Source organism: Micromonospora sp. NPDC049107 (assembly GCF_040648595.1).
Lineage (GTDB): Bacteria > Actinomycetota > Actinomycetes > Mycobacteriales > Micromonosporaceae > Micromonospora.
The window spans coordinates 1031168-1057373 of sequence record NZ_JBEZEC010000001.1 but is presented as its reverse complement, the minus strand read 5'-3'; the positions used below and the strand labels follow the sequence as shown (position 1 = coordinate 1057373).

Below are 26206 nucleotides of genomic sequence, written 5' to 3'. Positions count from 1 at the left end.
GGGTGTCGGCGTCGAGGTGGCGCAGCGGGCCGGTCACGACGTCACCGCCGAGCGCAGCGCGTCCGTCGAGCGGACCAGCTTGCCGGTGGTGGTACGGGGCAACGCGTCGAGCAGGCGCAACACCCGGGGTCGCTTGTAGCCGGCCAGTCGTTCGGCGAGGAGCTTGTCCAGGACCTCCTCGGACAGCGGGCCGTCGGGCTGGACGTAGGCGGTGATGCCGTCGTCCCACACCACCACGGCGGCGGCCACGCCGGGCAGCTGGGCGACGGTCGCCTCCACCTCGGTTAGGTCGACCTTCATCCCGCCCACGGAGACCTGCGAGTCGAGGCGGCCGCGCACGGTGACCAGGCCGGTGTCGGCGTCGACAGTGCCGGCGTCGCGGGTGTGCAGCCAGCCGTCGGCCCAGCGGGTGGGGTCACTCAGCCCGACGTACGGCGACGCCGGACAGGACACCCACAGCTCACCGCCGGACTCGCGGACCTCGATGCCGGGCGCGGGGGCGATCGACGGGCGGTGCGCGCCGTGCAGGTCGGTGCCGATGACCCCGACCTCGGTCATCCCGTACATGTTGCCCAGCGGCACCCCGTACCGGTCGGTGAACGCCCGGACCACCGCGGCCGGGACCAGCTCGCCGCCGGTGGTCATCCGCCGGAACTGCGGCAGCGGACCGGTCGGCCGGCTGGAGGCGAGCAGACCGATGTGGAACGGCACGCCCAGCACCGTGGCCGGCGTGGCCTGGGCGGCGATGGCGGCCAGCACCGCGTCGCCGCTGAGCCGCTGCGGCGGCACCAGCTCCACACCGGCGTGCAGACCGTAGAGCAGGCCGCCGACCAGGCCGAGCACGTGCACCATGGAGGGCAGCAGGATGATCCGCTCGCCGGGCAGCGCCACCCCGTCGATACGGGTGTAGCGGCGCACCTCGGCAACCAGGTCGGCGGCCGTACGGCCGATCACCTTGGACGGGCCGGTCGAGCCGGAGCTGAGCTGGATCACGGCGTGGCCGCTGACCGCTGGACCGTCCGCGTACCGGGTGACGCTCTCGGTGACGTCGACGAACACCTTCAACGCGCCCCCGCCGGTCCGCAGCGGGGCGACGACCACCTGCGGGGCGAGCCGGGCAAGCGCCCGGTCCACCTCGTGGTCGGTGAGCCGGTGGTCGAGCAGGATGGCCTGCGCTCCCGCCCGCCAGGCGGCGAGCAGGTTGACGACGTACGCCAGCGACGGCGGCAACCGCAGCGCGGCGGCGCCACCGGGACGCAGTCCGGCAGCGGTCAGCCGGTCCTGCGCGGCGGTCACCAACCGGTGCAGGGTGGCCCGGTCGATCGGTTCCGGCAGGCGGAGACAAACATCGGTTGGACGGCCGGCGAACAGGACTTCATCCACCCAGCCGGGGTCATCTACCGTAAGGTTTTCGGCGACATGATTCATTGCCCCCACCATTCGACCCGCAGCGCAAAGTAGGGCATAGGAGCCAATTTCTGGCATCTTTCGAGGTGCTGCCGGAACCCTACGACAGCCACGTTGAGCATCGCTAGATGCAAATGGCTAGATCAATTTGAGCGCCCGGACCGATTGCCGCATACCGCCGCCCACCACTCGTTCCCACCTGCCGACCATGATCGACTCGACTTCCTGGAAGTCGGGCCGTCCCAGCCGATCGGACACCGCCGTTTCCGGGATCCCGAGTCGATCAGGGATGGGTGAGGCCAATGAGGTCGGCCAGCCGGGCCACGCCGGCGGCCGCCGGTCCGCACTGGGCGATCTCGGCGACCAGGGTACGGACAGCAGGGCGACGGTGGATCTCGCCGGGCGCGACGGTGTGTGCGTCGGCCAGCGCGCGCCCGGCTCCGGTGACGTCGCCGCCGTCGAGGTGGGCGCGGGCGGCGTCGACGAGGTGGGCCGCGCGAAGGTCGGCGGGCAGCAGGGGCCAGTCGTCGCGGCGAACGGCCATCCGATGGTGGCGCAGGGCCTCGTCGGTGTCGCCGACGCGCAGTGCGGTCAGGAAGCGGGCGAGCCTCGGGAGCCAGGCTGTGCAGACGTTGACGGGGCAGGTCACTTCCGCCAGGTACATCAAGCACGTCGGCAACCTGGTGGGCGCGCGCCAAGTTCATAACGGTATTGAGCGAGGAGGCAGCCTCGCGCTGGTCTCGCTAACGTGCGGAGCCAGCAGATGCGCGCATCCTGAGCCTCGGTCAGTCCCGGGCAGACCGCTACAGGTGCTCGGCCGCAAGCTGCTCGGCTTCCAGGGTGAACTCGTCCAGTTCGGCCGGACTGAGGTCGGCTTCACGAAGAAGCTGGCCGAGCATGAATAGCTCGGCTCCGAGGGCGGTCTCGGGGGAGATTGAGTCGACCAGTTCCGGCTCCCCGAGGACTGCCCGGATAAGCCCTTCCATCTCGAGTACCGGCAGTGGATCTCCGCCCTGCTGCCGGGATCGGATTCCCGAGACCCAAGCAGCCACGTCACTCGGAGTGGCGTCCGCACCGAATCGCCGTTCGACAGCGACGGCAAAGGCAGCCCCAATGACCTTGAGACCGTTACCCAACCCGTGCCGGCCAATCTCGACTGACAAGGCATCGACCGCGTCCCAGTCCGCCCTGTGCAATGCCCGGATGAGTTCGCTGAGCGGCTGATCAATCACTTCTGGTTCAACCTGGCCTTCCACTGTCGGATCACTCCGGAAACTCGCTGCGCTGCCACGCCCGCCAGCAGCCCAGCCACCACGAGATGCCCCGCAGCCTCCGACCCATCGATCTTCGCGCGTGGTGACGGGCCAGGACCGGTGGGGGTGCTCGTTCCGGACGAGTGTGCACCGGAGGGACGGTCAAAGTCACGCAGGGCCGTAGATCCCTTCTCCACGGCGTCGACACCTGCCGAGACCTGGTCCTGCACGTCGTCGGCCCTTCGCGCCGCACGAATGAGGAAGGCGCCTCTTCTCCGGCCCAGGTCCCGTCGATCGCTGTCAGCCAAGAGTTCCTCCCCCGGCGGTGACCCGGAGGTGGCTGCCGCCGATCGTGGCGCCGAGCCAGGTGCCACGGCATTCAGGAAGTCCGCGACGTTCCGCGCCGCATCGCTGCTCAACCGGGCGATCCGGCGAGCCTTGTCGGCACCGGTGCGGCTCTGACCTACCGCCGCGCGCAGCCTGGGATGGTCGGTACCTCTCCCGACCGTGGAGTACCGGGCATGCCCCTGAGTGACGTCCGATGCGGCACGTGTCGCCTGGACCGCGATCGCGTCCAGGCGGTCGATCGTGGACCGGAGTTGGGCCACGACCTGAGCGAGCAGGTCGCTCACCCCAGCGCCCTGCGGAATTCGTCAGCACTTTCCTGTGCGGAGGTGATGACCCGCAGGGTCAGCGTCACCTCGCGTATCGCCTCAGCGAGAGCCCGGCGGGCCTTCTCGGCCTCCTCGCGCCGGCTGTCGTGCATGGTGGGGAGCATGACCCCAGCGGCTTCGTCCAGGGATGCGCCGATGCCCTCGATCGTCGTCCGGCTCTGGTCGAGAAGGTGACGCGCTTCGTCGAGGGCTGCCTTGACCTCGCCGATGCTCATAGTCAGCCAAGGATGTTGATGTACTGCCGGGCCGCCGCGGTGCTGCCCTGGAGGGTCGTGGCTGCCTCGGTCAGACGTTGCTTGCTCTGCTCGGCTCGGGCGATCGCCTCAGCGATGGCCGGATGGCCAGTGCCTGCGGATACCGCGCGCAGCCGAGCGAGCACCTGGTCGGTGCCGTCGATGGCGGCGCGGATCTGGCTCGTCGTCGTGACGCTCTGCTCGGCTGCCTGGGCGAGCGCGGCTTTGACTTGCTCGATGCTGGCCATGCCGTCCTTCCGGTCGATCGCACGGCGAGGGGCACCGGCGTTCTGCACGGGCAGTAGCGACGCAGACACTACCCAACATGAATCCCTCTCCGTAGCCCCGTCTCGGGGCGTCGCGCTAGCCCGGTTTGATGCTGGCGAGCTGGACGAGAAGTTGAATCAGCCGATATGCCTCGGCGGCGTCGACGGCGCGGAAGGCGACCGTCCGGCCGCCGCCGACCCGGGTCACACCCGGCACCAGAACGGCGAGGTCGACCATGTACGGGCCGTACAGATCGACCTCCACGTCCAACGGCCCGGACATCGTCCACGGGGGAATCGAGGCGCGGCGGGTGATGGCATCGGCGGCAGCGTGACGCAGCCGCTCGCGCGCCTCCTGCGGATGCAGAGCCACCGCGGCGGCCTGGCCCAGGGTCTGTTTGACGGCGACGGTGACCGCCGAGGGCACCAGCTCACCGAACTCGGCGCAGGCGGCGTCGTCTCCGCTGAGCAGGACGACCGGCACGTCCAGGTGCCCTGCCATGGCGGTGTTGAGGCCGATCTCGCCTAGTGACCGACCCGCCACGCGTACGTCGAGGATCGCGTCACTCATCGTGTGGGCCAGCACGGCCGGGCCGGCACCGGCCCGAGCGTGATAACCGATGAACATGACGGCGCCCGTGTGCTCGTCCAGACCCGCGAGCATGCCCAGCGGGCGCGGTTTGCCGCGCACGAGGTGCGCCCGTCGGTCGAGGTCCTCCGGCAGGATGTTGCGGAACGTGCCGTGCGCGTCGGCAACCCACACGACGGCGTCGGGTGCGGCATCGAGAACGCCGGCGATCACCGCGTTCGCCTCGGCCGTCATGAGGGCCCGGCCGCGCTCGTAGTCGTACCGATCGGGATTCGTCTCGGTGGGATGCACGATCCCCGAGACGCCTTCCAGGTCGACGGAGATCAGCACCTTCATGACCTCGGGATCCTACGCGCTCCCGATGGTCACGAAGGTGGTCGAGTTGATCGACAGCAGGTCGCCGAGGTGGGGGCATCCACCCGCTCCGGATACCCCCACCTCGGCGATCTGGAGTGGATCAGAGCCCTGCGGCGGCGGCGAGACGGGCCTCGTCCGGGGTCTGGGCGTGGATGTGGAAGCGCAGCGACCGGGCGTCGGTGAAGCACTCCCGCATCGGCCGCACCAGGTCGCGGTGCTCCTCGGTGCGCTCCCACGCCTCGAAGTCGGCCAGGCTCGCCCACTCGCTGGTGATCAGCCACTGCTCCGGGTCGGTCGACGAGCGGCACACCTGGTCCACCAGGTGCCCCGGCACACCGTCGGCGACCAGGTGCCGGATCTGCTCGTACGCGGCCAGAAACGCCTCCGTACGCGGCGCCGGCACCCGGACCAGGAAGACCACTCGGGCCCGCTGTCCGCTCACGGCGTCTCTCCTTCCGTCGGCGCGGCGCCCCGCAGGACCAGCGCGCTGTTGAATCCGTCGAAGCCCCGCGCGCAGACCAGCGCCAGCCGGCTGCGCGGCCGGCGGTGCTCACGCAGGAAGTCCAGCTCGCACCCGTCGGCGACCTCGTCGGGGCCGGCCGAGGCGGGCAGCGTGTCGTGCGCGAACGCGAGCAGGGCGGTGGCCACGTCCAGTGCCGAGCCGCCCTGGTGGGCCCGGCCGGTCAGCGGTTTCTGGGTGGTGACCGGGGGCGGCCGGTCGGCGAAGACGGCGCGCAGCGCCGCGGCCTCGCTGCGGTCGTAGCGGAGTACGCCGAGGGCGTCGGGCAGCACCACGTCGATCGCGGTCGCCGCGACGCCGGCGCGGTCCAGGGCCAGCCGCATCGCCCGCGCGTACTGGATCGGATCGCCGGCGCTGTCGGCGGTGGTGTGCGCGGCGTCGTGGGTGGCCCCCCAGCCGCTGACCTCGCCGTAGATCCGGGCGCCCCGGGCCAACGCGTGGCCCAACTCCTCCACCACGAAGACCGCGCCGCCCTCGGCCGGCAGGTAGCCGCTGGCCGTCGCGTCGAACGGCCGGTACGCCCGCTCCGGGTCGGCGACGTCGCTGAGCAGCCCGGAGCGCAACTGGCAGGCCAGGGCGTACGGGCTCAGTGGACACTCGGTCGCCCCGGCGATGACCACCGGAGTCCCCCGGCGCACCGCGCGGGCGGCGTGCGCGAGGCTGTCCAGCCCGCCGGCCGCCTCCGCGACCAGCACGCCGCTCGGACCCTTGAACTGGTGGTGGATGGAGAGCTGTCCGACGCTCGCCGCGTAGAACCAGGCGATCGACTGGTACGCGCCGACGGTGCGCGACGGCCCACCCCAGAGCCGTTGCAGTTCCCGCTGCCCGAACAGGTTGCCCCCGGACGAGCTGGCCAAGGCGACCGCGTAGCCGTACGGGTCGGGTGCCCGCTCGGGCAGCCCGGCGTCGGCCAGCGCGAGGCGGGTGGCGGCGAAGCCGAGGTGTGTCCATCGGTCGGTCTGCACGAGTTGCCGGCTCTCGGCGTAGGACTCGGCCGCGAAGTCGGGCACCTCGCCGCCGAGGCGGGTGGGGTAGCCGGCCGGGTCGAAGAGCGTGATCGGCCCGGTGCGCTGGGTGCCGGCCAGGACGGTACGCCAGTGCGCGTCCGCGCCGACGCCGCTGGGCGCGACCACACCGATTCCGGTGACGACCGCCCGGGCGGTGCTCACGCCGCCGCCGGAAGTCGGCGGAACACCATCGCCGACTGGAAGCCACCGAACCCGCTGCCCACCGACAGGGCCACGTTCACCGGCACCTCCCGCGCCTCGTTGGGTACGTAGTCCAGGTCGCACTCGGGGTCACGGGTGCTCCAGTTGGCCGTCGGCGGCACCACCCCGAACTCGATCGCGAGGGCGCAGGCGGCCATCTCGATCGACCCGATCGCGCCGAGCGAGTGCCCGACCATCGACTTGATGGAGCTGATCGGCACCCGGTACGCGGCCTGGCCCAGCGCCCGCTTGAACGCGGCCGTCTCGTGCCGGTCGTTCTGCCGGGTGCCCGAACCGTGCGCGCTGATGTAGGAGACCTGCTCCGGGATGATCCGGCCCTGCCGCAGCGCGTCGCTGACGGCGAGGCCCATCTCCAGCCCGTCGGGGCGCAGCCCGGTCATGTGGAAGCCGTTGCTGCGGCTGGCGTAGCCGGCGACCTCGCAGTAGACGTGGGCGCCCCGCCGTCGGGCGTGCTCGGCCTCCTCGAGCACCAGCACGGCCGCGCCCTCGGCCAGCACGAATCCGTGCCGGTCGGCGTCGAACGGGCGGGAGGCGTGCGCTGGGTCGTCGTTGTCGGGACTGGTCGCCTTGATCGCGTCGAACGAGGCGACGGTGACCGGTGAGATCGGCGAGTCGGCCGCGCCGGCCAGCACGATGTCCGCCTCGCCGTCCACGATCATCTGGTGGGCGTAGCCGATGGCGTCGATGCCGGACGTGCAGCCGGTGGAGACGACCTGCGCCGGGCCGTGCAGGCCGTGCCGGCAGGCCACGTCGGCGGCCAGGCTGCTGGGCACCAGCGCCTGGTACAGGTATGGGCCGCCGAGTGCCGCGTCGACCAGCCACCGCCGGCCGTGCTCGCTGACCCGCACGTACTCCTCTTCCAGGGCCATCGTGCCGCCCACGGCGGTGCCGAGCACCACCCCGGCGCGGTCCCGCTCGGCGTCGGTAAGCACCAGGCCGGCGTCGGCGATGGCCTCGGTGGAGCAGGCCAGCGCGAACTGGACGTAGCGGTCGGCGCGACGCCGCTCGGCGTCGGTGAGCCCGGCGGCGACCGGGTTGAAGTCACACTCGGCGGCGATCTGCGAGCGGAACGGCGACGGGTCGAAGAAGCTGATCCGCCGGGTGGCCGTACGCCCCTCGGTGATGGTCTTCCAGAACCGGTCCCGGCTGGCGCCGCCGGGGGCCACGACGCCCACGCCGGTCACCACGGTGCGACGGCCGGTCACCGCGCCACCTCTGTTCGCGACTGCGGGGCTCGCAAACCCGGCTCACTCCTCGCGCTCACGACCCACCCCCTGTTCGACGAGTTCGGTGTCGACGTGCCCCAGCTCGGGGCGCGGGGCCAGGGGGCCCAGGTGGAAGACCACCTCGGCCGGCTCCGTGCCGGTGTTGCGCAGCCGGTGCCGCACGTTGACCGGTACGAACAGCGCCTCGCCGGTGGCCACCTGCGTGGGCTGGTCGTCGAGGTCCACGGTGATCGCGCCGCGAGCCACGTACAGGAACTCCTCGCTGTAGGGGTGGTAGTGCTCGGCGATCCGCTCCCCCGACGCGAGGGTCGCCACCCCGAGGAAGCCGGAGGTGCTGCCGACGGTGCGGGGGCCCAACAGCACCCGCAACTCACCGCCGCGTCGCCGGTCCGCCGGTACGTCCGAGGCCGCTATCAGCCGGGTGCCCAGGTCACTCATCGCCGGCCTCCCCCGCGGCGGAGCCGGCCTGCGCCGAGGCGTCGCCGTCGACGGAGCCGGCCTGCGCCGGAACCGAGCCGCCGGCCGGGCCGCTCCGGCCGGCGCGTTCCCGGGCGATCCGCTCCACCCGGTCCTTGATCACGGCGAGTTGGATGACGCTGTTGGTGTTGATCCGCTCGGTCATGGCGGCGTTGTCGACAGGCGCGGTCGGCTTCATGGCGAAGTCCTGCATCCAGGTCATCCGGGTGCCGCCGGCCTCCTCGATGTAGCGCCAGTGGATCCTCATGTACTCGAACGGCCCGGTCTCCACCCGGTGCGCCCGCACCTGACGGCTCACCGGGTCGGCGGTGCGTTCGCTGACCCAGCTCCACGCCACCCCGTTCTCGTCGGGGTACATGGTGAGCCGGAACCGTACGGTGTGCCCGTCGCGGTGCAGAATCTCCACCACGGCGTACTCGGTGAACAGCTCGGTCCAGTTCGCCACGTCGTTGGTGACGTCCCAGACCAGCGCGAGCGGCGCGTCGATGAGCACGGTGTTCTCGGTGTGCCCGGGCGGGTCGGTACGGCGGGCGACCAGGTCGGCCACCGCCGCGATGCTCAGTTGCCCGGCCTGCTCGGGGATGCTCACCTGCCACCGGTCGGCGACGACCGCCGAGAGTTCCAGCAGGGCGAGCGAGTCCATGCCGAGTTCCTCCAGCGACGCGGCGGGCGTGCGGGCCGCGGCCTCGGCGTCCAGGCCGCAGTGCGCCACCAGGATGTCGGTGATCTCGGCGGTCATCGGGCGACCATGGGTGACGGTCATCGGGTCCTCCTGTGGGTTACGTCGGGCTCCGCGGCGGGCGCGGCGCGGGGTGTTGGGGTGGCCGCCGGCCGCGACGCGGGCGCGGCGAGCAGGCGGTCGACGAGGCCGGTGGTGTAGCGGCCCTTGCGGAACCCGGCGTCGTCGAGCACCCGCCGGACGAACGGGATGGTGGTGTGCACACCCGGACCGGCGATGTCGAACTCGTACAGCGCGCGTTCCAGCCGGTTGAGCGCCGACTCCCGGTCGGGCGCCCAGACCACGACCTTGGCCAGCAGGGAGTCGTACCAGGGGCCGACCAGGTAACCGGCGCGGGCGTGGGTGTCCACCCGGGTGAACGGGCCGCCCGGCGGGGTGAACCGCTCGAGCCGTCCGGGGGTGGGGGCGAAGCCGCGTGACGGGTCCTCGGTGTTCACGCGGCACTCCACGGAGACGCCGCGCAGGTGTATCTCCTCCTGCCGCCACCGCAGCGGCACGCCGGCCGCGATGTGCAGTTGCTCGTGCACCAGGTCGATCCCGGTGACCATTTCGGTGACGGGGTGCTCCACCTGGATCCGACAGTTGATCTCCAGGAAGTGGAAGCGTTCCTCGGCGTCGACCAGGAACTCCAGCGTGCCGGCGCCGACGAAGCCCACCTCCAGCGCGCCCCGCAGCGCGGTCTCGGCGATGGAGTCGAGCGTCGCGGCGGACAGCGCGGGGGCGGGGGCCTCCTCGACGAGTTTCTGGTGTCGGCGCTGCACCGAGCAGTCCCGGGTGCCCAGGTGCACGCCGTTGCCGTGGGCGTCGCAGAGCACCTGCACCTCGACGTGCCGGGCCTCGGTGAGGTAGCGCTCGACGTACACCCGGTCGTCGCCGAAGGCGGCCTGGGCGGCGGCCCGCGTCCGCGCGTACGCCCGGACCAGCTCGGCCGGACGGCGCACCACGGTCATCCCCCGGCCGCCGCCCCCGGCGGCGGCCTTGACGATCACCGGGTAGCCGACGGCGTCGGCGACCTCGGCCGCCGCCGCGGCGGTGGCCACCGGCGCGACGCTGCCCGCCGGCAGCGGCAGTCCGGCCCGGCTCATCAGGGCCCGGGCCGAGGACTTGTCGGCCAGCGCCGCCATCACCGCCGGCGGCGGCCCGATGAACGTCAGCCCGTTGTCCGCGCAGATCTCGGCGAAGTCGGCGTCCTCGGAGAGGAACCCGTATCCGGGGTGGACGGCCTGCGCGCCCACCTGGCGGGCGGCCTCCACGATCGCGGCGGCGTTGAGGTAGCTGCGCCGGCTGGACGCCGGTCCGATCCGGACGGCCTGGTCGGCGAGGCGGACGGCCGCGGAGTCCGCGTCGGCGGCGGAGTAGACCACCGCCGTGCGGACGCCGAGTTCCCGGCAGGCCCGCAGCACCCGCAGGGCGATCTCGCCCCGGTTGGCGATCAGAACGGTCTCGAACATCGCCACCCCCGCCGTCAGGCCGGATCCAGCTCGACCAGTGGCTGGTCGTACTCCACCGGCTGACCGTCCTCGACGAGGATCGCGACCACCCGGCCGGCCCGGTCGGCGCTCACCTCGTTCATCAACTTCATGGCCTCGACGATCGCCACCGGCTGACCGGGACGGACCAGGTCGCCGACCGCGACGAACGGCCCAGCGCCCGGCTCCGGCGCGCGATAGAACGTGCCGACGATCGGCGCCCGGATCGCGGCGCGGCCCGGAACCGGGGGGCGGATCAGCGCGGCCGGCGGACCGGGCGCGGCCGCGGTCGGCGGCGGCGTGGCGGCGGCCACCGGCAGGGCCGCAGGTACGCCCGAGCCGCCGACCGGCTCGTCCGGATGCCACTCGATCTCGAGCACGGTCGCCCCGCTGCGCAGCCGGATCCGGCGTACCGGCCCGGCCAGCTCGGCGAGCAGGTGCCGGGCCTGTCGGCGTAGCCCGGCCAGCACCTCCTCGCCGTCCGTGTCGGATCCCTGGGATCCGTCCGCCCGGAGGCGACCGTCGACGTCCGCCCGGCCGTTCGGGCCGTCGGCGGTGGACACCGTCGCGCCGGCCGTCATCGGGCACCTGCCTGGTTGCCGGCGCGGGTGGCGCCGAACCGACGGAAGCGCTGCCGTCGCAGGCGGACCAGCATCGCGGGCGGCACGTCCAGCAGTGGCAACAGATTGGCCAGCAGGGCGGCGCGCAGCCGCCGGGCGGTCTCCGCCGGGTCGTCGTGGGCGGCCGTCGCGGGCTCGGGGACGATCTCGTCGACGACGCCGAGGCGACACAGGTCGGGCGCGGTCAGCCGCAGCGCGCGGGCCGCCTGTGGGGCGGCGGAGCGGTCCGGCCAGAGGATGGCGGCGCAGCCCTCCGGGCTGATCACCGAGTAGACGGCGTGTTGGAGCATCAGCACCCGGTCGGCGACGCCGAGGGCCAGCGCGCCGCCGCTGCCGCCCTCGCCGGTGATCACCGTGACGACGGGAGTCGGCAGCACGGTGAGGGTGAGGATGTTCTCCGCGATCGCCGCCGCCTGCCCCTGCTCCTCGGCGCTGATCCCCGGGTCCGCGCCGGGCGTGTCGATGAGGGTGACCACCGGCAGGCCGAGTCGCGCGGCGAGACGCATCAGCCGCAACGCCTTGCGATGCCCGGCCGGGCTGGCCATGCCGAAGTTGCGGGCGACCAGGTCGGCGGTGGTGTGCCCCTTCTGGTGGCCGATCACCATCACGTGCCGCCCGGCCAGGCGGGCGATCCCGCCCACGATGGCCGGGCAGTCCCCGCCGAGCCGGTCGCCGTGCAACTCGACGAACCCGTCGAAGACCGAGTCCAGGTAGTCCAGGGTGGTGGGTCGGCCGGGGTGGCGGGCCGTGCGCACGGTGTCCCACGCGTCGCGTACCGCCGGCTGCGTGCCGTCGTCGGCCGCCGCCGTGGGCGGTCGCTGCCCGTCGGCCACCGCCGGCGGGACCGCGTCCACCAGACGCTCGTGGTGTCGCGCCGGCTCCTGACGGGGTACGGACGCCCGCGCCGGACGGCCGGTGCGGGCCGCGGCCAGCAGCGCCGCCAGCCGACCGCGCAACGACCGGCGCTGCACCACCATGTCGACCTGCCCGTGACGCAGCAGGAAGTCAGCGGTCTGGAACCCCTCCGGCAGGGCGCGACCGGTGATCTGACGGATCACCCGTGGACCGGCGAAGCCCATCCGGGCGCCGCTCTCGGCGAGCACCAGGTCGGTGTTGGTGGCGAAGGACGCCGCCACGCCGCCGTAGGTCGGGTCGGTGAGCACGCTGACGGTGAGCAGGCCCGCCTCGCGCAGGGCGGCGATCGCCTGGCTGACCGTGGCCATCTGCATCAGCGACAGGGCGCCCTCCTGCATCCGGGCGCCGCCGGACGCGGTGACCAGGATGAGCGGCACCCGGTCGTCGAGCGCCCGCTCGGCGGTGCGGGTGATTAGCTCGCCCACCGCGGCGCCGAGGCTGCCGCCGAGGAAGCGGAAGTCCATCACCGCCAGGGCGGCCGGGTGCCCGCCGATGGTGGCGGTGCCACAGAGAACAGCCTCGGGCAGGCCGGTGGCGGCCCGCGCCGCGGTGAGCCGGTGCGGGTACGGGAGCACGTCGACGAAGTTCAGCGGGTCCGCCTCGGGTATCCGGTCGGGCAGCAGGCGCAGCGAGCCCGGGTCGACGAGCTGCCGCAGCCGCTCCGGCGCGCCGAGGCGGGAGTGCTCCCCGCACTCCGGGCACACGTCCAGGTTGCGGCGTAGCCGCTTGCGGTAGAGCAGGCTCGCGCAGCCGGCGCAGCGGGACCAGAGCTGCTCCTCCTGCCCCGCGGCGGCGGTCACGAGCGCCCTCCGGCGTCGAACCGGTAGAAGCAGCGCGCCATCGCGTCGCGCGGGGAGCGCCAGGTCGGCAGGTACGGCGAGACGTACGGCCGGAGCCGGTCGCTGACCCGGATGAACTCGGGGTGGCCCCGGGCGGCCTCGACCGCCGGCTGCGCCGGCTGCTCGGTCTCGAGCAGGTGCACGTAGAGGTCGTGCAGCCGGTACAGCGCGCGGTGCCGGACGCCGACCAGGCGCGGTAGCTCGGTCGCGTCCGACTCGGCGAAGATTTCGGCGACCTGCTCCTGCGCGGTCGGTACGACCTTCGCGATGATCAGCGATCGGTCCATGGCTGGGCCTCCCCCCACGGCGTCCGGGTCGGCCGGATGAGCCCCGGGGACGCGCTGGACGACTGCCGCCACGATGCGGCAGTCGTCGTCACGGCGGCGTCACCGCGACGGATCGACCGGCGACGCCAAACGGTGACGCTGCGTTGACGCAACCTGTGTATGAGCTATGCGTCCCATGTGCAGCCCGCCTCGAATGATCGATGTTTTTGCAGTTCAGAACCGATTTCATGGGCGAGATTGGGCCAACATGGGCGTTGACTCACCGTGACCGTAATTGATAATCTTCACGGTGGTCAGCCCGGCGGCTCCGGCGGGTGACGCCGCGCGTGGACAGCCGTGGTCGGATTCCATCGACGGAGCCGACGGTGGCGACGCGGGCAGCCGATCCGGGACACAGCAGACAGTCGGGACGAGCGTTCCACAGAGGGGTGCCGCCGTGGCCGCTGATCCGTCCGTGCCGACCGCCGAAGGACCCGGCGAGGGTGACCTCGCGCTGCACCTGCTCGGCGGCTTCCGCCTCCTGCACGCCACCGCGCACATCGTGGTGCCGCGCGGACTGCAACGGGTGATCGCCCTGATCGGGCTGCGCCCCGGCGCCACCCGCAGCCAACTCGCCGGGCTGCTCTGGCCCGACGTGTCCGAGGAGCGGGCGCTGTCGTCGCTACGGACCGCGCTGTGGCGGCTGCGGCAGGACCCGTGCTGCCCGATGGTCGTGGCCGGCGACACCGTCCGGCTGGCCCCGGCCGTCCGCCTCGACGTCGACGACCTCGTCGGGACGGCCGAGCGCGTCCGCAACGGCGACGACCCGCGGACCACCGCCGGGGCGCTCGCCGCCGGCCGGCACGACCTGCTGCCCGGCTGGTACGACGACTGGGTGTTGCTGGACCGGGAACGGCTGCGGCAACTGCGTCTGCACATGCTGGAGCAGGTGTCCGCCCAGCACCTCGCCGCGGGGCGGCACGGCGAGGCGTTGGAGGCAGCGTTGGAAGCGATGGCCGCCGAACCGCTGCGCGAGACACCGCACCGGCTGGTGGTCCGCATCCACCTCGCGGAGGGCAACGCGTTCGAGGCCGTGCACGCCTTCTACGTCTACCGGGACCTGCTGCGCCGCGAGCTGCGCCTCGAACCCAGCCCGGCGATGAACGCCCTGCTCGACGACACGCTCGCCCCGATCCGGGCGGCCACCCGCCCCGCCGCCGGCCGGGACCCCGCCGTACGGCCGTCACCGGCCGGTCGGCACACGTGACGGTGACGTGACACGGCCTGCGGCACGGTGACCGCATCAAGCACGTGACCACCGGCCTGCGGGTCGGGATCGGCCACCGGCGGAAGGGGTCCCATGAGTCGTCTACTGATCGTCAGCCGGATCATCCCAGGCGCGGAGGGGCGGGTCGCCCAGATCTTCGCCGAGTCCGACGCCACCGAACTGCCCGGCCTCACCGGCGTCACGCACCGGTCCCTGTACGGCCTGCACGACGTGTTCGTGCACGTCATCGAGACCTCGGACGTCAATCCGGGCGCCCTCGCCGCCGCCCGTAACCATCCGCTGTTCCAGCAGGTCAACGAAAGGCTCGCGGCGCACACCTCGCCGTACCTGTCGACCTGGCGCTCCCCGAAGGACGCCATCGCCGAGTGCTTCTACCGCTGGGACGCGGCCGACGCGGCGGCGCCTCACCCGGCCGGCTGACATGTCCACCACGGGACCGCACGTCCTGGTCATCGGCGCCGGCACCGGCGGCCTGTGCCTGGCGCACGGGCTGCGCCGCGCCGGCATCAGCGTCGCCGTCTACGAGCGGCATCGGCACAGCGGAGAAGGGCTGCTCGGATACCGCGTGGGCATCGGTCCGACCGGCAGCCGGGCACTGCGCGACTGCCTGCCACCTCAACTGTTCGCCACGTTCCTGGCAACCTGCGCCCGGCCACCGAGCTACTTCAACGTCGTCACCCAGCGGCTGCGCGAGACCGCGTCGTTCGAGCTGCGGCCGGCCGTCGATCCCGTGCGGACGGAACACTCGGTGGCCCGGATGGTGCTGCGCCAGGTGCTGTTGACCGGCCTGGCCGACGTGGTGCACTTCGACAAGACCTTCGTCCGGTACGAGCAGCACGACGACGGCACGGTCACCGCCCACTTCGCCGACGGGACCACCGCCACCGGCGACCTGCTGGTGGCGGCGGACGGCACGCACTCGGCGGTCCGCCACCAGTACCTGCCGCACGCGGTCATCCGGGACGCCGGGACGATCAACATCGCCACGCGCATCCCGCTGACCGCGCAGACCCGCGGTCTCGTGCCCGAGCGCGTCGCCAAGGGCATCTCGCTGATCTTCGGCGTCGGCGGCACGATGGGCGTGCTGCACGTGATGGAGTTCAAGTGGGACGCGAACCGGACGATCAAGCCCGGCGTCGGCGACGACGACGCCGCCCTGCTGCGGGCCTGGTCCGGCCTGTCCGAACAGACCAGCGCCGACTACATCAACCTCATCATCTGGAGCACCGCCCGTCGGTTCCCGTCCGACGTCCTGGAGCGCCGGGGCGAGGACCTGAAGCGGGTCGCGCTGGACCTGACCCCGAACTGGCACCCAGACCTGCGGGAACTGTTGCGGACCAGCGATCCGGGCAGTGTCCTGCCGATCAGGGTGAGCACGTCCGAGCCGACGCCACCCTGGAAGAGCAGCACCGTCACCCTGCTCGGGGACGCCATCCACACGATGACCCCCGGGCGCGGGGTGGGGGCGAACACCGCGCTGCGCGACGCCCGCCTGCTCTGTCAGCACCTCACCAGCGCCGTCGCCGGGGACAAGACGCTCGTGCAGGCCGTGGCGGACTACGAAGCCGCCATGGTGCCGTACGGCTTCGCACGGGTCGCCGAATCACTGAACCGCAGCGGCACCAACGGCGAGGACCGGATGTACCGCCCGGTGGTGGGCCGTCTCGCCCTGCTCGGCGCGCGCGGCTACTTCGGAGTGACCAGTCGGGTGCCCCCACTGCGACGCCGTTTCGTCGACGACTTCCACACCTACGAGGGCGACGAGGACTGACCGCGGCACCCACCGACCCGGGTACGACGTGCGAGCGTCGTACCCGGGTCGCCTCGTGCCCGGCGGGCGCCGGTCGCGACGTCGGCGCTGGTGGGCGCGACGCTGCGTCACCCGTCGGGCACCCCGCGAGGTGGTGGGCGTCGGCGCGCGCCGTACGACCGGTCCTGTCTGTCGTCGTCCGATCGCGTGTGCGAAGCTGCGGCGAGTTTTTCTCGTGACTTTCTCGACGAGGTGAGAGGGAGGTTCGCCGTGGAGTGGTCTATCGGACACTCGCTGATAGTGGTCGTGGCGGTGTTGCTGGGCCTGGCCGCCGGATGGTTGCTGCGCGGCCGGCAGGGCGCGGGGGCCGCCGCACGGCCCATCGTGGACGGCGATCCCGTCGCCGGTCTGGCCGTGGTCACCAGCCCGGAGCCACCGGCCATGACCGACGAGGCCCGGCCGGCGGCGAGCATCGACTCCCCGCCCGCGGCGGTCGCCGACGAGCCGGCCCCGGTCGACACGGTCAGCGCGCCGGCCACCGTGACCACGTCGGACGATTCCGCGCCGGACGCCGTCGACCCCGGCGACATGGCCCTCACCGAAGCCCCGCCGACCGTTCCGGCCGATGACCGGACCGACGCGGTCGACGAGCCGGGCACGGTCGACGAGCAGCCCGCCCCGGCGACGGTGGTCGCCCCGCGCCAGCCGCTGGACGACCGCACCGACACTCCGTCCGACGAGCCGATCGACGCCACGCCGGTCGACACCACGCCGGCCGAGCCGGTCGACGCCACCCCGGCCGAGCCGATCGACGCCACCCCGGCCGACACGACGCCGGCCGATGCCACCCCGGCCGAGCCGATCGACGCCACCCCGGCCGAGACCGTCCCGGCCGCGCCGGACGAGCAGGCCGAGGCCGCTCCCGCCGAGAGCGCGTACACCGGGACGACGCCGGCCGACACGACCCCGGCGGTCGCGGCCGGTCTGCCGGCGGTGGACGTCGACGAGGCCGAGCCGGCGCGGGCCACGCCGCCGGTCCGCGCGGCCGACGCCCCGCCGATCCCGGCGACCACGGCGGACACCGACCCGACGGGCCCGGCGGACGACTTCCGTCGGATCCAGGGTGTGGGGCCGAAGATGGCGGCCGCGTTGCAGGCGGCCGGCGTGCGCACCTACCGCCAGCTCGGCGAGCTGGACGAGCCGGCGCTGCGCGACCTGATCCGGACCGCCGGCCTGCGCGCCGCGCCCGCGCTGGCCACCTGGCCCCAGCAGGCTCGGGTGCTGGCCGGCGCCGGCGACGCGGCGAGCGCCGTCCTGCCCGGCGGCGACCAGGGCTGACGCACCACCGTGAACCCCCGGACGTCCGCGCGGACGTCCGGGGGTTCGCTCGTTCCGAGCGCGCCCGACGGAGGCCGGGACGCGGGTCGACCAACCGCCCGGTCGGGGGACGGTGGGACGAATCCCGAGGTGGCGGGGTGGGCCGCTGGCTAGCGTCGGTCGGGGTGGGCCGGACGGTCCGCCACGTCGACCGGCACCGCAGGAGCGAGCGTGCAGTTCTCCGCGCCGGAGCCCGGGCCTGGCAGGACGCGACCACCGGTACGCGACCCGGATTCCCCCCGCCGGGTGACTCTGCTCGAACTCTTCTTCGACCTGGTGTTCGTGGTCGCGCTCGCGCTCATCTCACGCGGCATGGTCGACCAGCTCGACTGGCACCGCGCCGGACAGGCGTTGATCCTGCTGGCCGCCGTCTGGTGGACGTGGGCGATCACCACCCTCGTCACCGACCTGTACGACCCGGAACGGACCGAGATCAAGCTGCTGATCGCCTCGGTCATGTTCGGCGCGCTGCTGATGACCACCGCGATCCCCGAGGCGTTCAACGCGCGCGGCATCGTCTTCGCCGGCACGTACGTGGCCATCCACCTGGGGCGCGGGCTGTTCCTGATGCCGGCCGTGCGTCGCCAACCACAGACCCAGCGCCGGGCGTTGCGCATCTTCACCTGGTTCGTCGTGTCGGCGATCCCCTGGATCATCGGCGCGTTCGTCGCCGGTGACGCCCGGCTGGCGTGCTGGGCCATCGCGCTGGCCATCGACTACACCGGCTTCCGGCTCGCGTACCCGGTGCCGGGGCTGGGGGTGGTGCCGGAGCCGCAGCGCAACGTCACGGCCGAGCACCTGTCCGAGCGGTACCAGCAGTTCTTCATCATCGCGCTCGGCGACGCCATCCTGACCATCGGCACCATGTTCAACCTGGCGCACACCGAGGCCCAGAACATCGCCTCGTTCGCGGTGGCGTTCGGGACCACCCTGCTGCTCTGGCGGATCTACGTCCACAAGTCCGGCCAGCTGCTGCCGACGGCCATCAAGATGTCCGGCGCGCCGGCCAAGTTTCTGTTCACCGCCCCGTACACCCACCTGCTGATGATCGCCGGAGTGGTGACCACGGCCGCCGGGTTCGACCTGGTGCTGCACGACCACCCGGGACGTACGCCGCCGGCCTGGGTGGCGGTGATCCTCGGCGGCCCGGCGCTGTTCCTGGTCGGCCGGTCCTCGTTCGAGTACGAGGTGTTCAGTCGGGTGTCGCCGTCCCGCCCCGGTGGGCTCCTCGCGTTGCTCACGATCGCGCCCGTGGTGATGTACCTGCCACCGCTGGCCGCCTCGTTCGGCGCGCTGCTGGTGCTGGCCGGGGTCGCCTACGCGGACCACCTCCGCAGCCACGGCAAACCGCCGGAGCCCCCCGCACCGCCGCACTGAACCAGCCGCCGGCCGGCGGGCGGTCACACCAGCGCGCCCGCGTACCCCCGGGCCTGTAGCCGCTGCCCGGCGGTGTTGCCGAGGCGCACCTGGAGGCCCAGCGGCACGGCGGCCCGGCGGACGTCGTCCACGTGCAGCGAGCCGTGCCGGTCAACGGTCAGCACCGGCGGCTCCTCCAGCTCGCCAACCGGCGCGTGGAAGGAGAGCAGGGTCACCGAGGTGGTGAGGTAGCCCGGGTAGGCGGCGCGGGCCACCGCCTCGTCCGGGTGGGCGAGCACCACCAGGTCGCGCAGGTGAGCGAAGTCGGCCGCGAGCGCGCCGGCCTTCCAGTGGGCCGGCTCGTCGGCGGCGCCGGTGTGGTGCCGGGACCGGTTCGCCGACGTGATGTAGAGGTGGTCGGTGCCGGTCTCGGCGAGCGCCCGCTCGAAGAACGTGTTGGACGGACAGGTGAGGCCGGGAGCGATGACCTGGGCGGTCCGCAGTCCGCAGTCGACCTGGGTGAGGTGGTCGGGCAACCGGTCGGCGGCCGGACCCCGGAAGCCGAACGGCCCGGCACCGTAGAGGGCGTCCATCAGGGCCCGCACCCGGCCGACCGGCAACCGGGGTGAGATACGGGACCAGTCGAACATCCCCGGGATACGTCCGATCGCGGTGGTGATGCTGCCGACCTGGTCGACGGCCCGGCCCTTGGCCAGGTTCACCCGACGGACGGTGGCCGGGTCCGGGCGGGCGACGAGGGCGTAGACGTTGGCGAACGCCACCGCGACGACCGCGCCTCCGGCGAGCGCGCGGGCAGCGACCGCGACGTCGTGGGGGCGGTCGACGTAGAGCGATGGTGTCGGGACGTCCATGGGTCCTCCTCGGCGGGCCGTGAGGCAGTTCTACGTCCGATGCCCCGCGCGGCGGCCGGGTCGGTCGGCGATCCGATAGCCGCGCGCGGAGACCTCGTGCGGGCGGCCGATGCCGGCATCGGCCGGACGGACGATGCGGCGGGGGTACGACGCGTCCACCGTTAGCGGCGCGACCCGATTGGGTACAACGCGTGCACCTCAGCTCCACCACATTCCTTCAGGAGGCAGCGATGCGCGGCACCTCGATACTCGGAGTCATCGTCGTTATCTGGCTGGTGATCGGCGCGGTCGCCGCCGGCCAGCGGGGCTACTACAGCGGCGACGACACCAACTGCGCCGAGGCGGGCACGATCCTGGTCACGATCGTGGCCGGACCGTTGAACTACATCGGGGCCAATCCCAAGATCGACTGCAAGCTGCCCGAGCCGTCCAAGTAGGACGAAGGCGGTTCGCCCGGCCCGCGCCCGCGTAGGGCGCGGGCCGTTTTCCGTCCCAGGGTCGGGCGGGCGGTCGGCGGTCGGCGGTCGGCGGTCGGCGGTCGGCGGTCGGCGGTCGGCGGTCGGCGGTCGGCGGTCGGCGGTCGGCGGTCGGCGGTCGGGTGATGGTGAGGGCGGTGCCCAGGGCGGGCGCAATGGGGCGAAGAAGCCGAAAGGTGATGTCGGGGCGTTCATCGCGAAGAGGGGACATCTATCCGGCACCTGGCCGCTGACAGCCAAAAAGTTTTGTGGGGTCTCTACAACTCAGCGGCGGTTGGTTCGGCCGTTGCACCATGGCGCCGTCCGCTCCGAGCCGGAAAAGTGATCACTGCCGGGAGCCGTCGTGTCTCGGCACGTACAGATGGTCTACCAAAGGGGTCAGTCGGGTGTTCAACCGCGTCGCCATCGTCAACCGTGGTGAGGCCGCCATGCGGCTCATCCACGCGGTCCGGGAGCTGGCCGCGGAGACGGGCAGCCGGATCGAGACGGTCGCCCTCCACACCGACGTCGACCGCACGGCCACCTTCGTGCGCGAGGCCGACATCGCCTACGACCTCGGGCCCGCGTCGGCGCGCCCGTACCTGAATCTCGCGACGCTCGAGCGCGCCCTGACCGAGACCGGCGCCGACGCCGCGTGGGTCGGCTGGGGCTTCGTCGCCGAGGATCCCGCCTTCGCCGAGCTGTGCGAGAAGATCGGGATCACCTTCGTCGGACCGAGCCCGGAGGCCATGCGCCAGCTCGGCGACAAGATCGGCGCAAAGCTGATCGCCGAGCAGGTCGGCGTGCCGGTCGCGCCGTGGAGCCGCGGCGCCGTCGAGAGCCTGGAGGCCGCGACGGCGGCAGCGGCCGAGATCGGCTACCCGCTGATGCTCAAGGCGACGGCCGGCGGCGGCGGGCGCGGCATCCGCGTGGTCACCAGCGACGCCGAACTCGCCGACGCGTACGAGCGCACCAGCCAGGAGGCGGCGCGGGCGTTCGGCAGCGGCATCGTGTTCCTGGAGCGCCTGGTCACCGGTGCCCGGCACGTCGAGGTCCAGGTGATCGCCGACGGTCAGGGCACCGCGTGGGCGCTGGGCGTGCGGGACTGCTCGGTGCAGCGGCGCAACCAGAAGGTCATCGAGGAGTCGGCCTCGCCGGTGCTCGACAAGGCGCAGGCCGCCGAGCTGAAGACGTCGGCGGAGCGGCTCGCCGTGGCGGTCGGCTACCGGGGCGCGGCGACCGTCGAGTTCCTCTACCACCCCGGCGACCGGCTGTTCGCGTTCCTGGAGGTCAACACCCGCCTGCAGGTCGAGCACCCGATCACCGAGCTGACCACCGGATTCGACCTGGTCAAGGCGCAGCTGCACGTCGCGTCGGGCGGCCGGCTCGTGGGTGACCCGCCGGTGGAGCGCGGGCACGCCATCGAGGCCCGACTCAATGCCGAGGACCCCGACCGTGACTTCGCGCCGTCGCCGGGGCGGATCGCGCGGCTCGACCTGCCCGCCGGGCCGGGCATCCGGGTGGACACCGGCGTCAGCGAGGGCGACACCATCCCGGCCGACTTCGACTCGATGATCGCGAAGATCATCGCGTACGGGCGGAACCGGGACGAGGCGCTGGGCAAGCTACGGCGGGCGATGGCCGACACCACCGTCATCATCGACGGTGGCGCGACGAACAAGAGCTTCGTGCTCGACCTGCTCGACCAGCCGGAGGTCATCGACGCCAGCGCCGACACCGGCTGGATCGACCGGGTCCGGGGCGAGGGCCGGCTCGTCACGCACCGGCACTCCGCGGTCGCCCTGGCCGCCGCCGCGATCGAGTCGTACGAGGAGGAGGAGCACGCCGAGCGGCAGCGGCTCCTGTCGACCGCCGCCGGTGGGCGTCCGCAGGTGCAGCACGCCAGCGGCCGACCGCTGGACCTCAAGCTGCGCGGCGTCACCTACCGGCTGCGGGTGGCCCGGATCGGCGCGCACCGGTTCCGTGTCGGCATCGAGGCGGGCGGCGACGTCCGCACGGCCGACGTCGAGCTGGACCGCTTCGACCGGCACACCGGCCAGATCGCCGTCAACGGCATCCGGTACCGGCTGCTCACCGGCACGCACGGCCCGACCCACCTCGTCGAGGTGGACGGCGTGACGCACCGGGTCAGCCGGGACGAGGGCGGCGTCCTGCGCTCCCCCATGCCCGCGCTCGTCGTCGCCACCCCGCTGGAGGTGGGCGCCGAGGTCGAGGCGGGCGCGCCGGTGCTGGTGCTGGAGGCCATGAAGATGGAGACGGTGCTGCGCGCGCCGTTCCGGGCCCGACTCAAGGAGTGCGCCGTCTCGGTGGGCAGCCAGGTGGAGGCCGGTGCGCCGCTGCTGCGGCTGGAGCCGGTCGCCGACGAGGCCGCCGACACCGTGGCCGCCCCGAGCGGCCCCACCGTCGAGCTGGACCTGCCCGCCGCCGACGCCGGCCTGTCGGCGTACGAGCGCAGCCGGCGCGGTCAGGAGGACCTGCGCGGCCTGCTGCTCGGCTTCGACGTCGACCCGCACGACGACCGGCGGGTGCTCGACGACTATCTCGTCGTACGCCGGTTGGCGGCCGAGGACGGGCACCGGCCGCTGGCCGCCGAGCTGGACCTCGTCGACGCGTTCGCCGACCTGGCCGAGCTGAGCCGCAACCGGCCGACCGGCGAGGACGGCGGCGCGCACGCGCGCAGCGACCGGGAGTACCTGCACACCTACCTGCAGAGCCTCGACGTGGAGCGGGCCGGTCTGCCGGACGCCTTCCAGGCCAAGCTCGCCAAGGCGCTCAGCCACTACGGCGTGACCGACCTGGAGCGCTCCCCCGGCCTGGAAGCCGCGGTGTTCCGGATCTTCCTGGCCCAGCAGCGCGCGTCCGTCGACGCCACCGTCGTGGCGTCGCTGCTGCGGGAGTGGCTGCGCGAGACGCCGCCGGACGAGTCGCTGCGCGAGCCCGCCGGTCTGGCGTTGGAGCGGCTGGTGGCCGCGACGCAGGTCCGCTTCCCCGCGATCGCCGACCTGGCCCGGGGCGTGGTGTTCGCCTGGTTCGCGCAGCCGCTGCTGCGCCGCAACCGCGCCCGCGTCTACGCGCAGGTACGGGCCCACCTGCGACACCTGGACGCCCACCCGGATTCGCCCGACCGCGCCGAGCGCGTCGCCGAGATGGTCCGCAGCACCGAGCCACTGGTCCGACTGCTGGGCCAGCGCCTCGTGCGGCACCACCTGGACAACACGGTCATGCTGGAGGTGCTCACCCGCCGCTACTACGGCAACAAGGCGCTCAACCGGGTGCGGACCCGCGAGGTCGCCGACTGCTCCTTCGTGGTCGCCGAGCGCGCGGACTCCACCGTGGTCTCCGCGGCCGTCCGCTTCGACGGGCTGGGCGACGCGTTGCGCGGGCTCGCCGAGCTGGCCGGCGCCGAGGATTCCGTCGACGCCGACATCTACCTCGGCTGGGAGAACCAGCCGGAGGACTTCGACGCGATGGCCGCCGCGCTGCGCGACGTGCTCGCCGCCCATCCGTTGCCGGCGCGGGTCCGTCGGCTCACCGCCACCGTCGCGGGTCGCGGCGGGGCGGTCATGCACCACCACTTCACCTTCCGCCCGTCGGACGCCGGGATGGTCGAGGACCGGCTGATCCGCGGTCTGCACCCGTACATCGCGCAGCGGATGCAGTTGGAGCGGCTGCACAAGTTCGACCTGACCCGGCTGCCGTCGTCGGACGAGGAGGTCTACCTCTTCCAGTGCGTGGCGCGGGAGAACCCGGCCGACGAGCGCCTGGTGGCGTTCGCCCAGGTGCGTGACCTGACCGAGCTGCGCGAGCAGGACGGCCGGCTGGTGGCGCTGCCCACCGCCGAGGACGCGGTGGCGGCCTGCCTCGACTCGATCCGCCGGGCCCAGTCGCGCCGGCCGTCGAAGACGCGCTTCACCACCAACCGGATCGTCGTCTACGTGTGGCCGCCGAGCGAGCTGACCCGCGAGGAGATGGAGATGATCGCCGGGCGGGTGCGCCCGACGACGGTGGGCGCCGGCCTGGAGGAGATCCTGTTCATCGCGCGTCAGCGCGACCGCCGCACCGGCGAGCTGACCAAGATCGCCGTACGGATCTCGTTCGACGCCCAGGGCGGCGCGGAGCTGACCGTCGGCGAGCCGCCGGCCGAGCCCGTCGAGCCGCTCGACGAGTACCGACTGAAGGTGCTGCGGGCCAGCAGCCGCAACACGGTGTACCCGTACGAGCTGACCGGTCGGCTCGGTGAGTTCGTCGAGCACGACCTCGACGACGCGTACGCGCTGGTCCCGGTGGACCGGCCCAAGGGGCGCAACCGCGCCGCGATCGTCGCCGGTGTCGTCACCGCGCCCACCGAGCGACACCCGCAGGGCGTGACCCGGGTCGTGCTGCTCGGCGACCCGACGAAGTCGTTGGGCGCGCTGTCCGAGCCGGAGTGCCGGCGGGTGATCGCCGCCCTGGACCTGGCGGAGCGGATGCGGGTGCCGCTGGAGTGGTGGGCGCTGTCGGCCGGGGCCAGGATCTCGATGACCTCGGGTACCGAGAACATGGACTGGGTGGCGGCGGCGCTCAAGCGCATCGTCGAGTTCACCCAGGCCGGCGGTGAGATCAACATCGTGGTCGCGGGCATCAACGTGGGCGCGCAGCCGTACTGGAACGCCGAGGCCACGATGCTCATGCACACCAAGGGTGTCCTGGTGATGACCCCGGACTCGGCGATGGTGCTCACCGGCAAGCAGTCGTTGGACTTCTCCGGCGGCGTCTCCGCCGAGGACAACTTCGGCATCGGCGGGTACGACCGGGTGATGGGTCCGAACGGGCAGGCGCAGTACTGGGCGCCGAACCTGACCGCCGCGCGGGACGTGCTGATGGCCCACTACGACCACACGTACGTCGCGCCCGGCGAGGACGCCCCGCGTCGCGCGACCACCACCGACCCGGTGGACCGGGACATCTCGGAGTTCCCGCACGACGTGGCGGGCAGCCCGTTCCGTACGGTCGGCGAGATCTTCTCCGCCGAGGCCAACCCGGACCGCAAGAAGCCGTTCGACATCCGGACGGTGCTGCGGGCCATCGCCGACCAGGACCGCCCGGTGCTGGAGCGGTGGGCGGGCATGGCCGACGCCGACACGGCGGTCGTGCAGGACGCCCACCTGGGCGGCATCCCGGTGTGCCTGCTCGGTATCGAGTCCCGGTCGGTGCCGCGTCGGGGGTTCCCGCCCACCGACGGCCCGGACACCTACACGGCGGGCACGCTCTTCCCCCGCTCGTCGAAGAAGGCCGCGCGGGCCATCAACGCGGCCAGCGGCAACCGGCCGCTGGTCGTGCTGGCCAACCTGTCGGGCTTCGACGGCTCGCCCGAGTCGATGCGCAAGCTGCAACTGGAGTACGGCGCGGAGATCGGCCGGGCGATCGTCAACTTCCAGGGCCCGATCGTGTTCTGCGTGATCTCGCGGTACCACGGCGGCGCGTTCGTGGTGTTCTCGAAGGCGCTGAACCCGAGCATGACGGTGCTCGCGTTGGAAGGGTCGTTCGCCTCGGTGCTCGGTGGCGCTCCCGCCGCCGCGGTGGTGTTCTCCGCCGACGTCAACGCCCGGACGGCCGCCGACGAGCGGGTACGCGCCCTGGAGGCCCGTGTCGCCGCCGCGTCCGGCACCGAGCGCGCCGCGTTGACGGCCGAGCTCGACGAGCTGCGGTCCTCGGTGCGGGCGGAGAAGCTCGGCGAGGTGGCTACCGAGTTCGACCGGGTGCACAACATCCAACGGGCCGTCGAGGTCGGCTCGGTGGACGCCGTCATCCGCGCCGCGGAGCTGCGTCCGCGCGTCATCGAGGCGATCGAGGCGCGGCTGAACGCTTGATCCGCCGCCGGTCCCGCTGAGTGGGGACGGCGCCGACCCATCCGGGTCGGTGCCGTCCCCGCTGTCGTTGACGCCCTGCCGCTCGGCGCAGCGGCGAAACTTTCATCCGATGACTATCCACAGTCGCGCAGCTCACCCGACTGTTTTCCGGAAGTTTTC

At 72.8% G+C, this 26206-nt stretch carries 24 protein-coding genes; 7 read left to right on the top strand and 17 right to left on the bottom strand.

Annotated features, from left to right (window positions below; genetic code table 11):
• Positions 1 to 33: 33 nt before the first annotated feature.
• The 16 genes from AB0B55_RS04705 to AB0B55_RS04630 all read right to left on the bottom strand — a co-directional run bounded on the left by AB0B55_RS04705 (position 34) and on the right by AB0B55_RS04630 (position 13100).
• A complete protein-coding gene (locus AB0B55_RS04705; RefSeq protein ID WP_357170368.1) occupies positions 34 to 1428 on the bottom strand; it encodes a class I adenylate-forming enzyme family protein in 1395 nt (464 codons plus the stop codon).
• 262 nt (positions 1429 to 1690) lie between these two features.
• Positions 1691 to 2071, bottom strand: coding sequence for a hypothetical protein (locus AB0B55_RS04700; RefSeq protein ID WP_357119095.1), 381 nt, complete (start codon positions 2069 to 2071; stop codon positions 1691 to 1693).
• Positions 2072 to 2210: 139 nt separating this feature from the next.
• Positions 2211 to 2639, bottom strand: coding sequence for a hypothetical protein (locus tag AB0B55_RS04695; RefSeq protein WP_357170365.1), 429 nt, complete (start codon positions 2637 to 2639; stop codon positions 2211 to 2213).
• The gene (locus AB0B55_RS04690; RefSeq protein ID WP_357119101.1) at positions 2636 to 3292 is read right to left on the bottom strand and encodes a hypothetical protein; all 657 of its coding nucleotides are present in this window, start codon (positions 3290 to 3292) and stop codon (positions 2636 to 2638) included. Before AB0B55_RS04690 ends, AB0B55_RS04695 begins: the two co-directional genes overlap by 4 nt.
• Positions 3289 to 3549 (bottom strand): hypothetical protein, encoded by a 261-nt coding sequence (locus tag AB0B55_RS04685; protein ID WP_357119104.1) that lies wholly within the window; start codon positions 3547 to 3549, stop codon positions 3289 to 3291. Before AB0B55_RS04685 ends, AB0B55_RS04690 begins: the two co-directional genes overlap by 4 nt.
• A gap of 2 nt (positions 3550 to 3551) precedes the next feature.
• A complete protein-coding gene (locus AB0B55_RS04680; protein WP_357119107.1) occupies positions 3552 to 3815 on the bottom strand; it encodes a hypothetical protein in 264 nt (87 codons plus the stop codon).
• Between the two features lie 115 nt (positions 3816 to 3930).
• A complete protein-coding gene (locus AB0B55_RS04675; RefSeq protein ID WP_357170362.1) occupies positions 3931 to 4758 on the bottom strand; it encodes a M55 family metallopeptidase in 828 nt (275 codons plus the stop codon).
• A gap of 121 nt (positions 4759 to 4879) precedes the next feature.
• A complete protein-coding gene (locus tag AB0B55_RS04670; protein WP_357119113.1) occupies positions 4880 to 5221 on the bottom strand; it encodes an antibiotic biosynthesis monooxygenase family protein in 342 nt (113 codons plus the stop codon).
• Complete coding sequence (locus AB0B55_RS04665; RefSeq protein WP_357170358.1) at positions 5218 to 6468, bottom strand: beta-ketoacyl synthase N-terminal-like domain-containing protein; 1251 nt, start codon at positions 6466 to 6468, stop codon at positions 5218 to 5220. The genes AB0B55_RS04670 and AB0B55_RS04665 overlap by 4 nt, the downstream gene beginning before the upstream one ends.
• Positions 6465 to 7733, bottom strand: a complete 1269-nt coding sequence (locus AB0B55_RS04660) for a beta-ketoacyl-[acyl-carrier-protein] synthase family protein (RefSeq protein WP_357119118.1) — start codon at positions 7731 to 7733, stop codon at positions 6465 to 6467. Before AB0B55_RS04660 ends, AB0B55_RS04665 begins: the two co-directional genes overlap by 4 nt.
• A gap of 42 nt (positions 7734 to 7775) precedes the next feature.
• Positions 7776 to 8192 (bottom strand): cupin domain-containing protein, encoded by a 417-nt coding sequence (locus AB0B55_RS04655; RefSeq protein WP_357119121.1) that lies wholly within the window; start codon positions 8190 to 8192, stop codon positions 7776 to 7778.
• The gene (locus AB0B55_RS04650; protein WP_357170355.1) at positions 8185 to 8994 is read right to left on the bottom strand and encodes an SRPBCC family protein; all 810 of its coding nucleotides are present in this window, start codon (positions 8992 to 8994) and stop codon (positions 8185 to 8187) included. The genes AB0B55_RS04655 and AB0B55_RS04650 overlap by 8 nt, the downstream gene beginning before the upstream one ends.
• Positions 8991 to 10421, bottom strand: a complete 1431-nt coding sequence (locus tag AB0B55_RS04645) for an acetyl-CoA carboxylase biotin carboxylase subunit (RefSeq protein WP_357170352.1) — start codon at positions 10419 to 10421, stop codon at positions 8991 to 8993. The genes AB0B55_RS04650 and AB0B55_RS04645 overlap by 4 nt, the downstream gene beginning before the upstream one ends.
• Positions 10422 to 10435: 14 nt before the next feature.
• Positions 10436 to 11020 carry an acetyl-CoA carboxylase biotin carboxyl carrier protein gene (gene accB / locus AB0B55_RS04640; RefSeq protein ID WP_357170349.1) on the bottom strand — a complete coding sequence of 195 codons (585 nt, stop codon included), beginning with the start codon at positions 11018 to 11020 and terminating at the stop codon, positions 10436 to 10438.
• On the bottom strand, positions 11017 to 12774 hold the full coding sequence (locus AB0B55_RS04635; RefSeq protein WP_357170346.1) for an acetyl-CoA carboxylase carboxyltransferase subunit alpha: 1758 nt from the start codon (positions 12772 to 12774) through the stop codon (positions 11017 to 11019). Before AB0B55_RS04635 ends, accB begins: the two co-directional genes overlap by 4 nt.
• The gene (locus AB0B55_RS04630; RefSeq protein ID WP_357119136.1) at positions 12771 to 13100 is read right to left on the bottom strand and encodes a TcmI family type II polyketide cyclase; all 330 of its coding nucleotides are present in this window, start codon (positions 13098 to 13100) and stop codon (positions 12771 to 12773) included. The genes AB0B55_RS04635 and AB0B55_RS04630 overlap by 4 nt, the downstream gene beginning before the upstream one ends.
• Positions 13101 to 13536: 436 nt before the next feature.
• Here AB0B55_RS04630 and AB0B55_RS04625 point away from each other — a divergent pair, with 436 nt between their 5' ends.
• From AB0B55_RS04625 to AB0B55_RS04605, 5 genes are all read left to right on the top strand, one after another.
• Complete coding sequence (locus AB0B55_RS04625) at positions 13537 to 14346, top strand: BTAD domain-containing putative transcriptional regulator (protein WP_357170343.1); 810 nt, start codon at positions 13537 to 13539, stop codon at positions 14344 to 14346.
• Positions 14347 to 14439: 93 nt separating this feature from the next.
• On the top strand, positions 14440 to 14787 hold the full coding sequence (locus AB0B55_RS04620; protein WP_357119142.1) for a TcmI family type II polyketide cyclase: 348 nt from the start codon (positions 14440 to 14442) through the stop codon (positions 14785 to 14787).
• 1 nt (position 14788) lies between these two features.
• Positions 14789 to 16138: an NAD(P)/FAD-dependent oxidoreductase gene (locus tag AB0B55_RS04615; RefSeq protein ID WP_357119145.1), complete on the top strand. Its 1350-nt coding sequence runs from the start codon at positions 14789 to 14791 to the stop codon at positions 16136 to 16138.
• A 249-nt stretch (positions 16139 to 16387) separates the two neighbouring features.
• Positions 16388 to 17455 carry a hypothetical protein gene (locus tag AB0B55_RS04610; RefSeq protein WP_357170340.1) on the top strand — a complete coding sequence of 356 codons (1068 nt, stop codon included), beginning with the start codon at positions 16388 to 16390 and terminating at the stop codon, positions 17453 to 17455.
• Positions 17456 to 17665: 210 nt separating this feature from the next.
• Complete coding sequence (locus AB0B55_RS04605; protein ID WP_357119151.1) at positions 17666 to 18871, top strand: low temperature requirement protein A; 1206 nt, start codon at positions 17666 to 17668, stop codon at positions 18869 to 18871.
• Positions 18872 to 18894: 23 nt separating this feature from the next.
• Here the strand turns inward: AB0B55_RS04605 and AB0B55_RS04600 are convergent, their stop codons facing one another.
• Positions 18895 to 19722 (bottom strand): hypothetical protein, encoded by an 828-nt coding sequence (locus AB0B55_RS04600; RefSeq protein WP_357170337.1) that lies wholly within the window; start codon positions 19720 to 19722, stop codon positions 18895 to 18897.
• Between the two features lie 230 nt (positions 19723 to 19952).
• Here AB0B55_RS04600 and AB0B55_RS04595 point away from each other — a divergent pair, with 230 nt between their 5' ends.
• Both AB0B55_RS04595 and AB0B55_RS04590 read left to right on the top strand, forming a co-directional pair.
• Positions 19953 to 20159 carry a hypothetical protein gene (locus AB0B55_RS04595; RefSeq protein WP_355052696.1) on the top strand — a complete coding sequence of 69 codons (207 nt, stop codon included), beginning with the start codon at positions 19953 to 19955 and terminating at the stop codon, positions 20157 to 20159.
• 425 nt (positions 20160 to 20584) lie between these two features.
• On the top strand, positions 20585 to 26047 hold the full coding sequence (locus AB0B55_RS04590; RefSeq protein ID WP_357170334.1) for a carboxyl transferase domain-containing protein: 5463 nt from the start codon (positions 20585 to 20587) through the stop codon (positions 26045 to 26047).
• Positions 26048 to 26206: the final 159 nt, after the last annotated feature.

Excerpts from the sequence above, each read along its gene's own strand:
- AB0B55_RS04615 (WP_357119145.1), top strand. The coding sequence starts at position 14,789 with ATGTCCACCACGGGACCGCACGTCCTGGTCATCGGCGCCGGCACCGGC.
- AB0B55_RS04685 (WP_357119104.1), bottom strand. The coding sequence starts at position 3,549 with ATGAGCATCGGCGAGGTCAAGGCAGCCCTCGACGAAGCGCGTCACCTT.
- AB0B55_RS04705 (WP_357170368.1), bottom strand. The coding sequence starts at position 1,428 with ATGAATCATGTCGCCGAAAACCTTACGGTAGATGACCCCGGCTGGGTG.
- AB0B55_RS04650 (WP_357170355.1), bottom strand. The coding sequence starts at position 8,994 with ATGACCGTCACCCATGGTCGCCCGATGACCGCCGAGATCACCGACATC.
- accB (WP_357170349.1), bottom strand. The coding sequence starts at position 11,020 with ATGACGGCCGGCGCGACGGTGTCCACCGCCGACGGCCCGAACGGCCGG.
- AB0B55_RS04595 (WP_355052696.1), top strand. The coding sequence starts at position 19,953 with ATGCGCGGCACCTCGATACTCGGAGTCATCGTCGTTATCTGGCTGGTG.
- AB0B55_RS04700 (WP_357119095.1), bottom strand. The coding sequence starts at position 2,071 with ATGTACCTGGCGGAAGTGACCTGCCCCGTCAACGTCTGCACAGCCTGG.
- AB0B55_RS04630 (WP_357119136.1), bottom strand. The coding sequence starts at position 13,100 with ATGGACCGATCGCTGATCATCGCGAAGGTCGTACCGACCGCGCAGGAG.
- AB0B55_RS04675 (WP_357170362.1), bottom strand. The coding sequence starts at position 4,758 with ATGAAGGTGCTGATCTCCGTCGACCTGGAAGGCGTCTCGGGGATCGTG.
- AB0B55_RS04645 (WP_357170352.1), bottom strand. The coding sequence starts at position 10,421 with ATGTTCGAGACCGTTCTGATCGCCAACCGGGGCGAGATCGCCCTGCGG.
- AB0B55_RS04600 (WP_357170337.1), bottom strand. The coding sequence starts at position 19,722 with ATGGACGTCCCGACACCATCGCTCTACGTCGACCGCCCCCACGACGTC.
- AB0B55_RS04620 (WP_357119142.1), top strand. The coding sequence starts at position 14,440 with ATGAGTCGTCTACTGATCGTCAGCCGGATCATCCCAGGCGCGGAGGGG.
- AB0B55_RS04655 (WP_357119121.1), bottom strand. The coding sequence starts at position 8,192 with ATGAGTGACCTGGGCACCCGGCTGATAGCGGCCTCGGACGTACCGGCG.
- AB0B55_RS04680 (WP_357119107.1), bottom strand. The coding sequence starts at position 3,815 with ATGGCCAGCATCGAGCAAGTCAAAGCCGCGCTCGCCCAGGCAGCCGAG.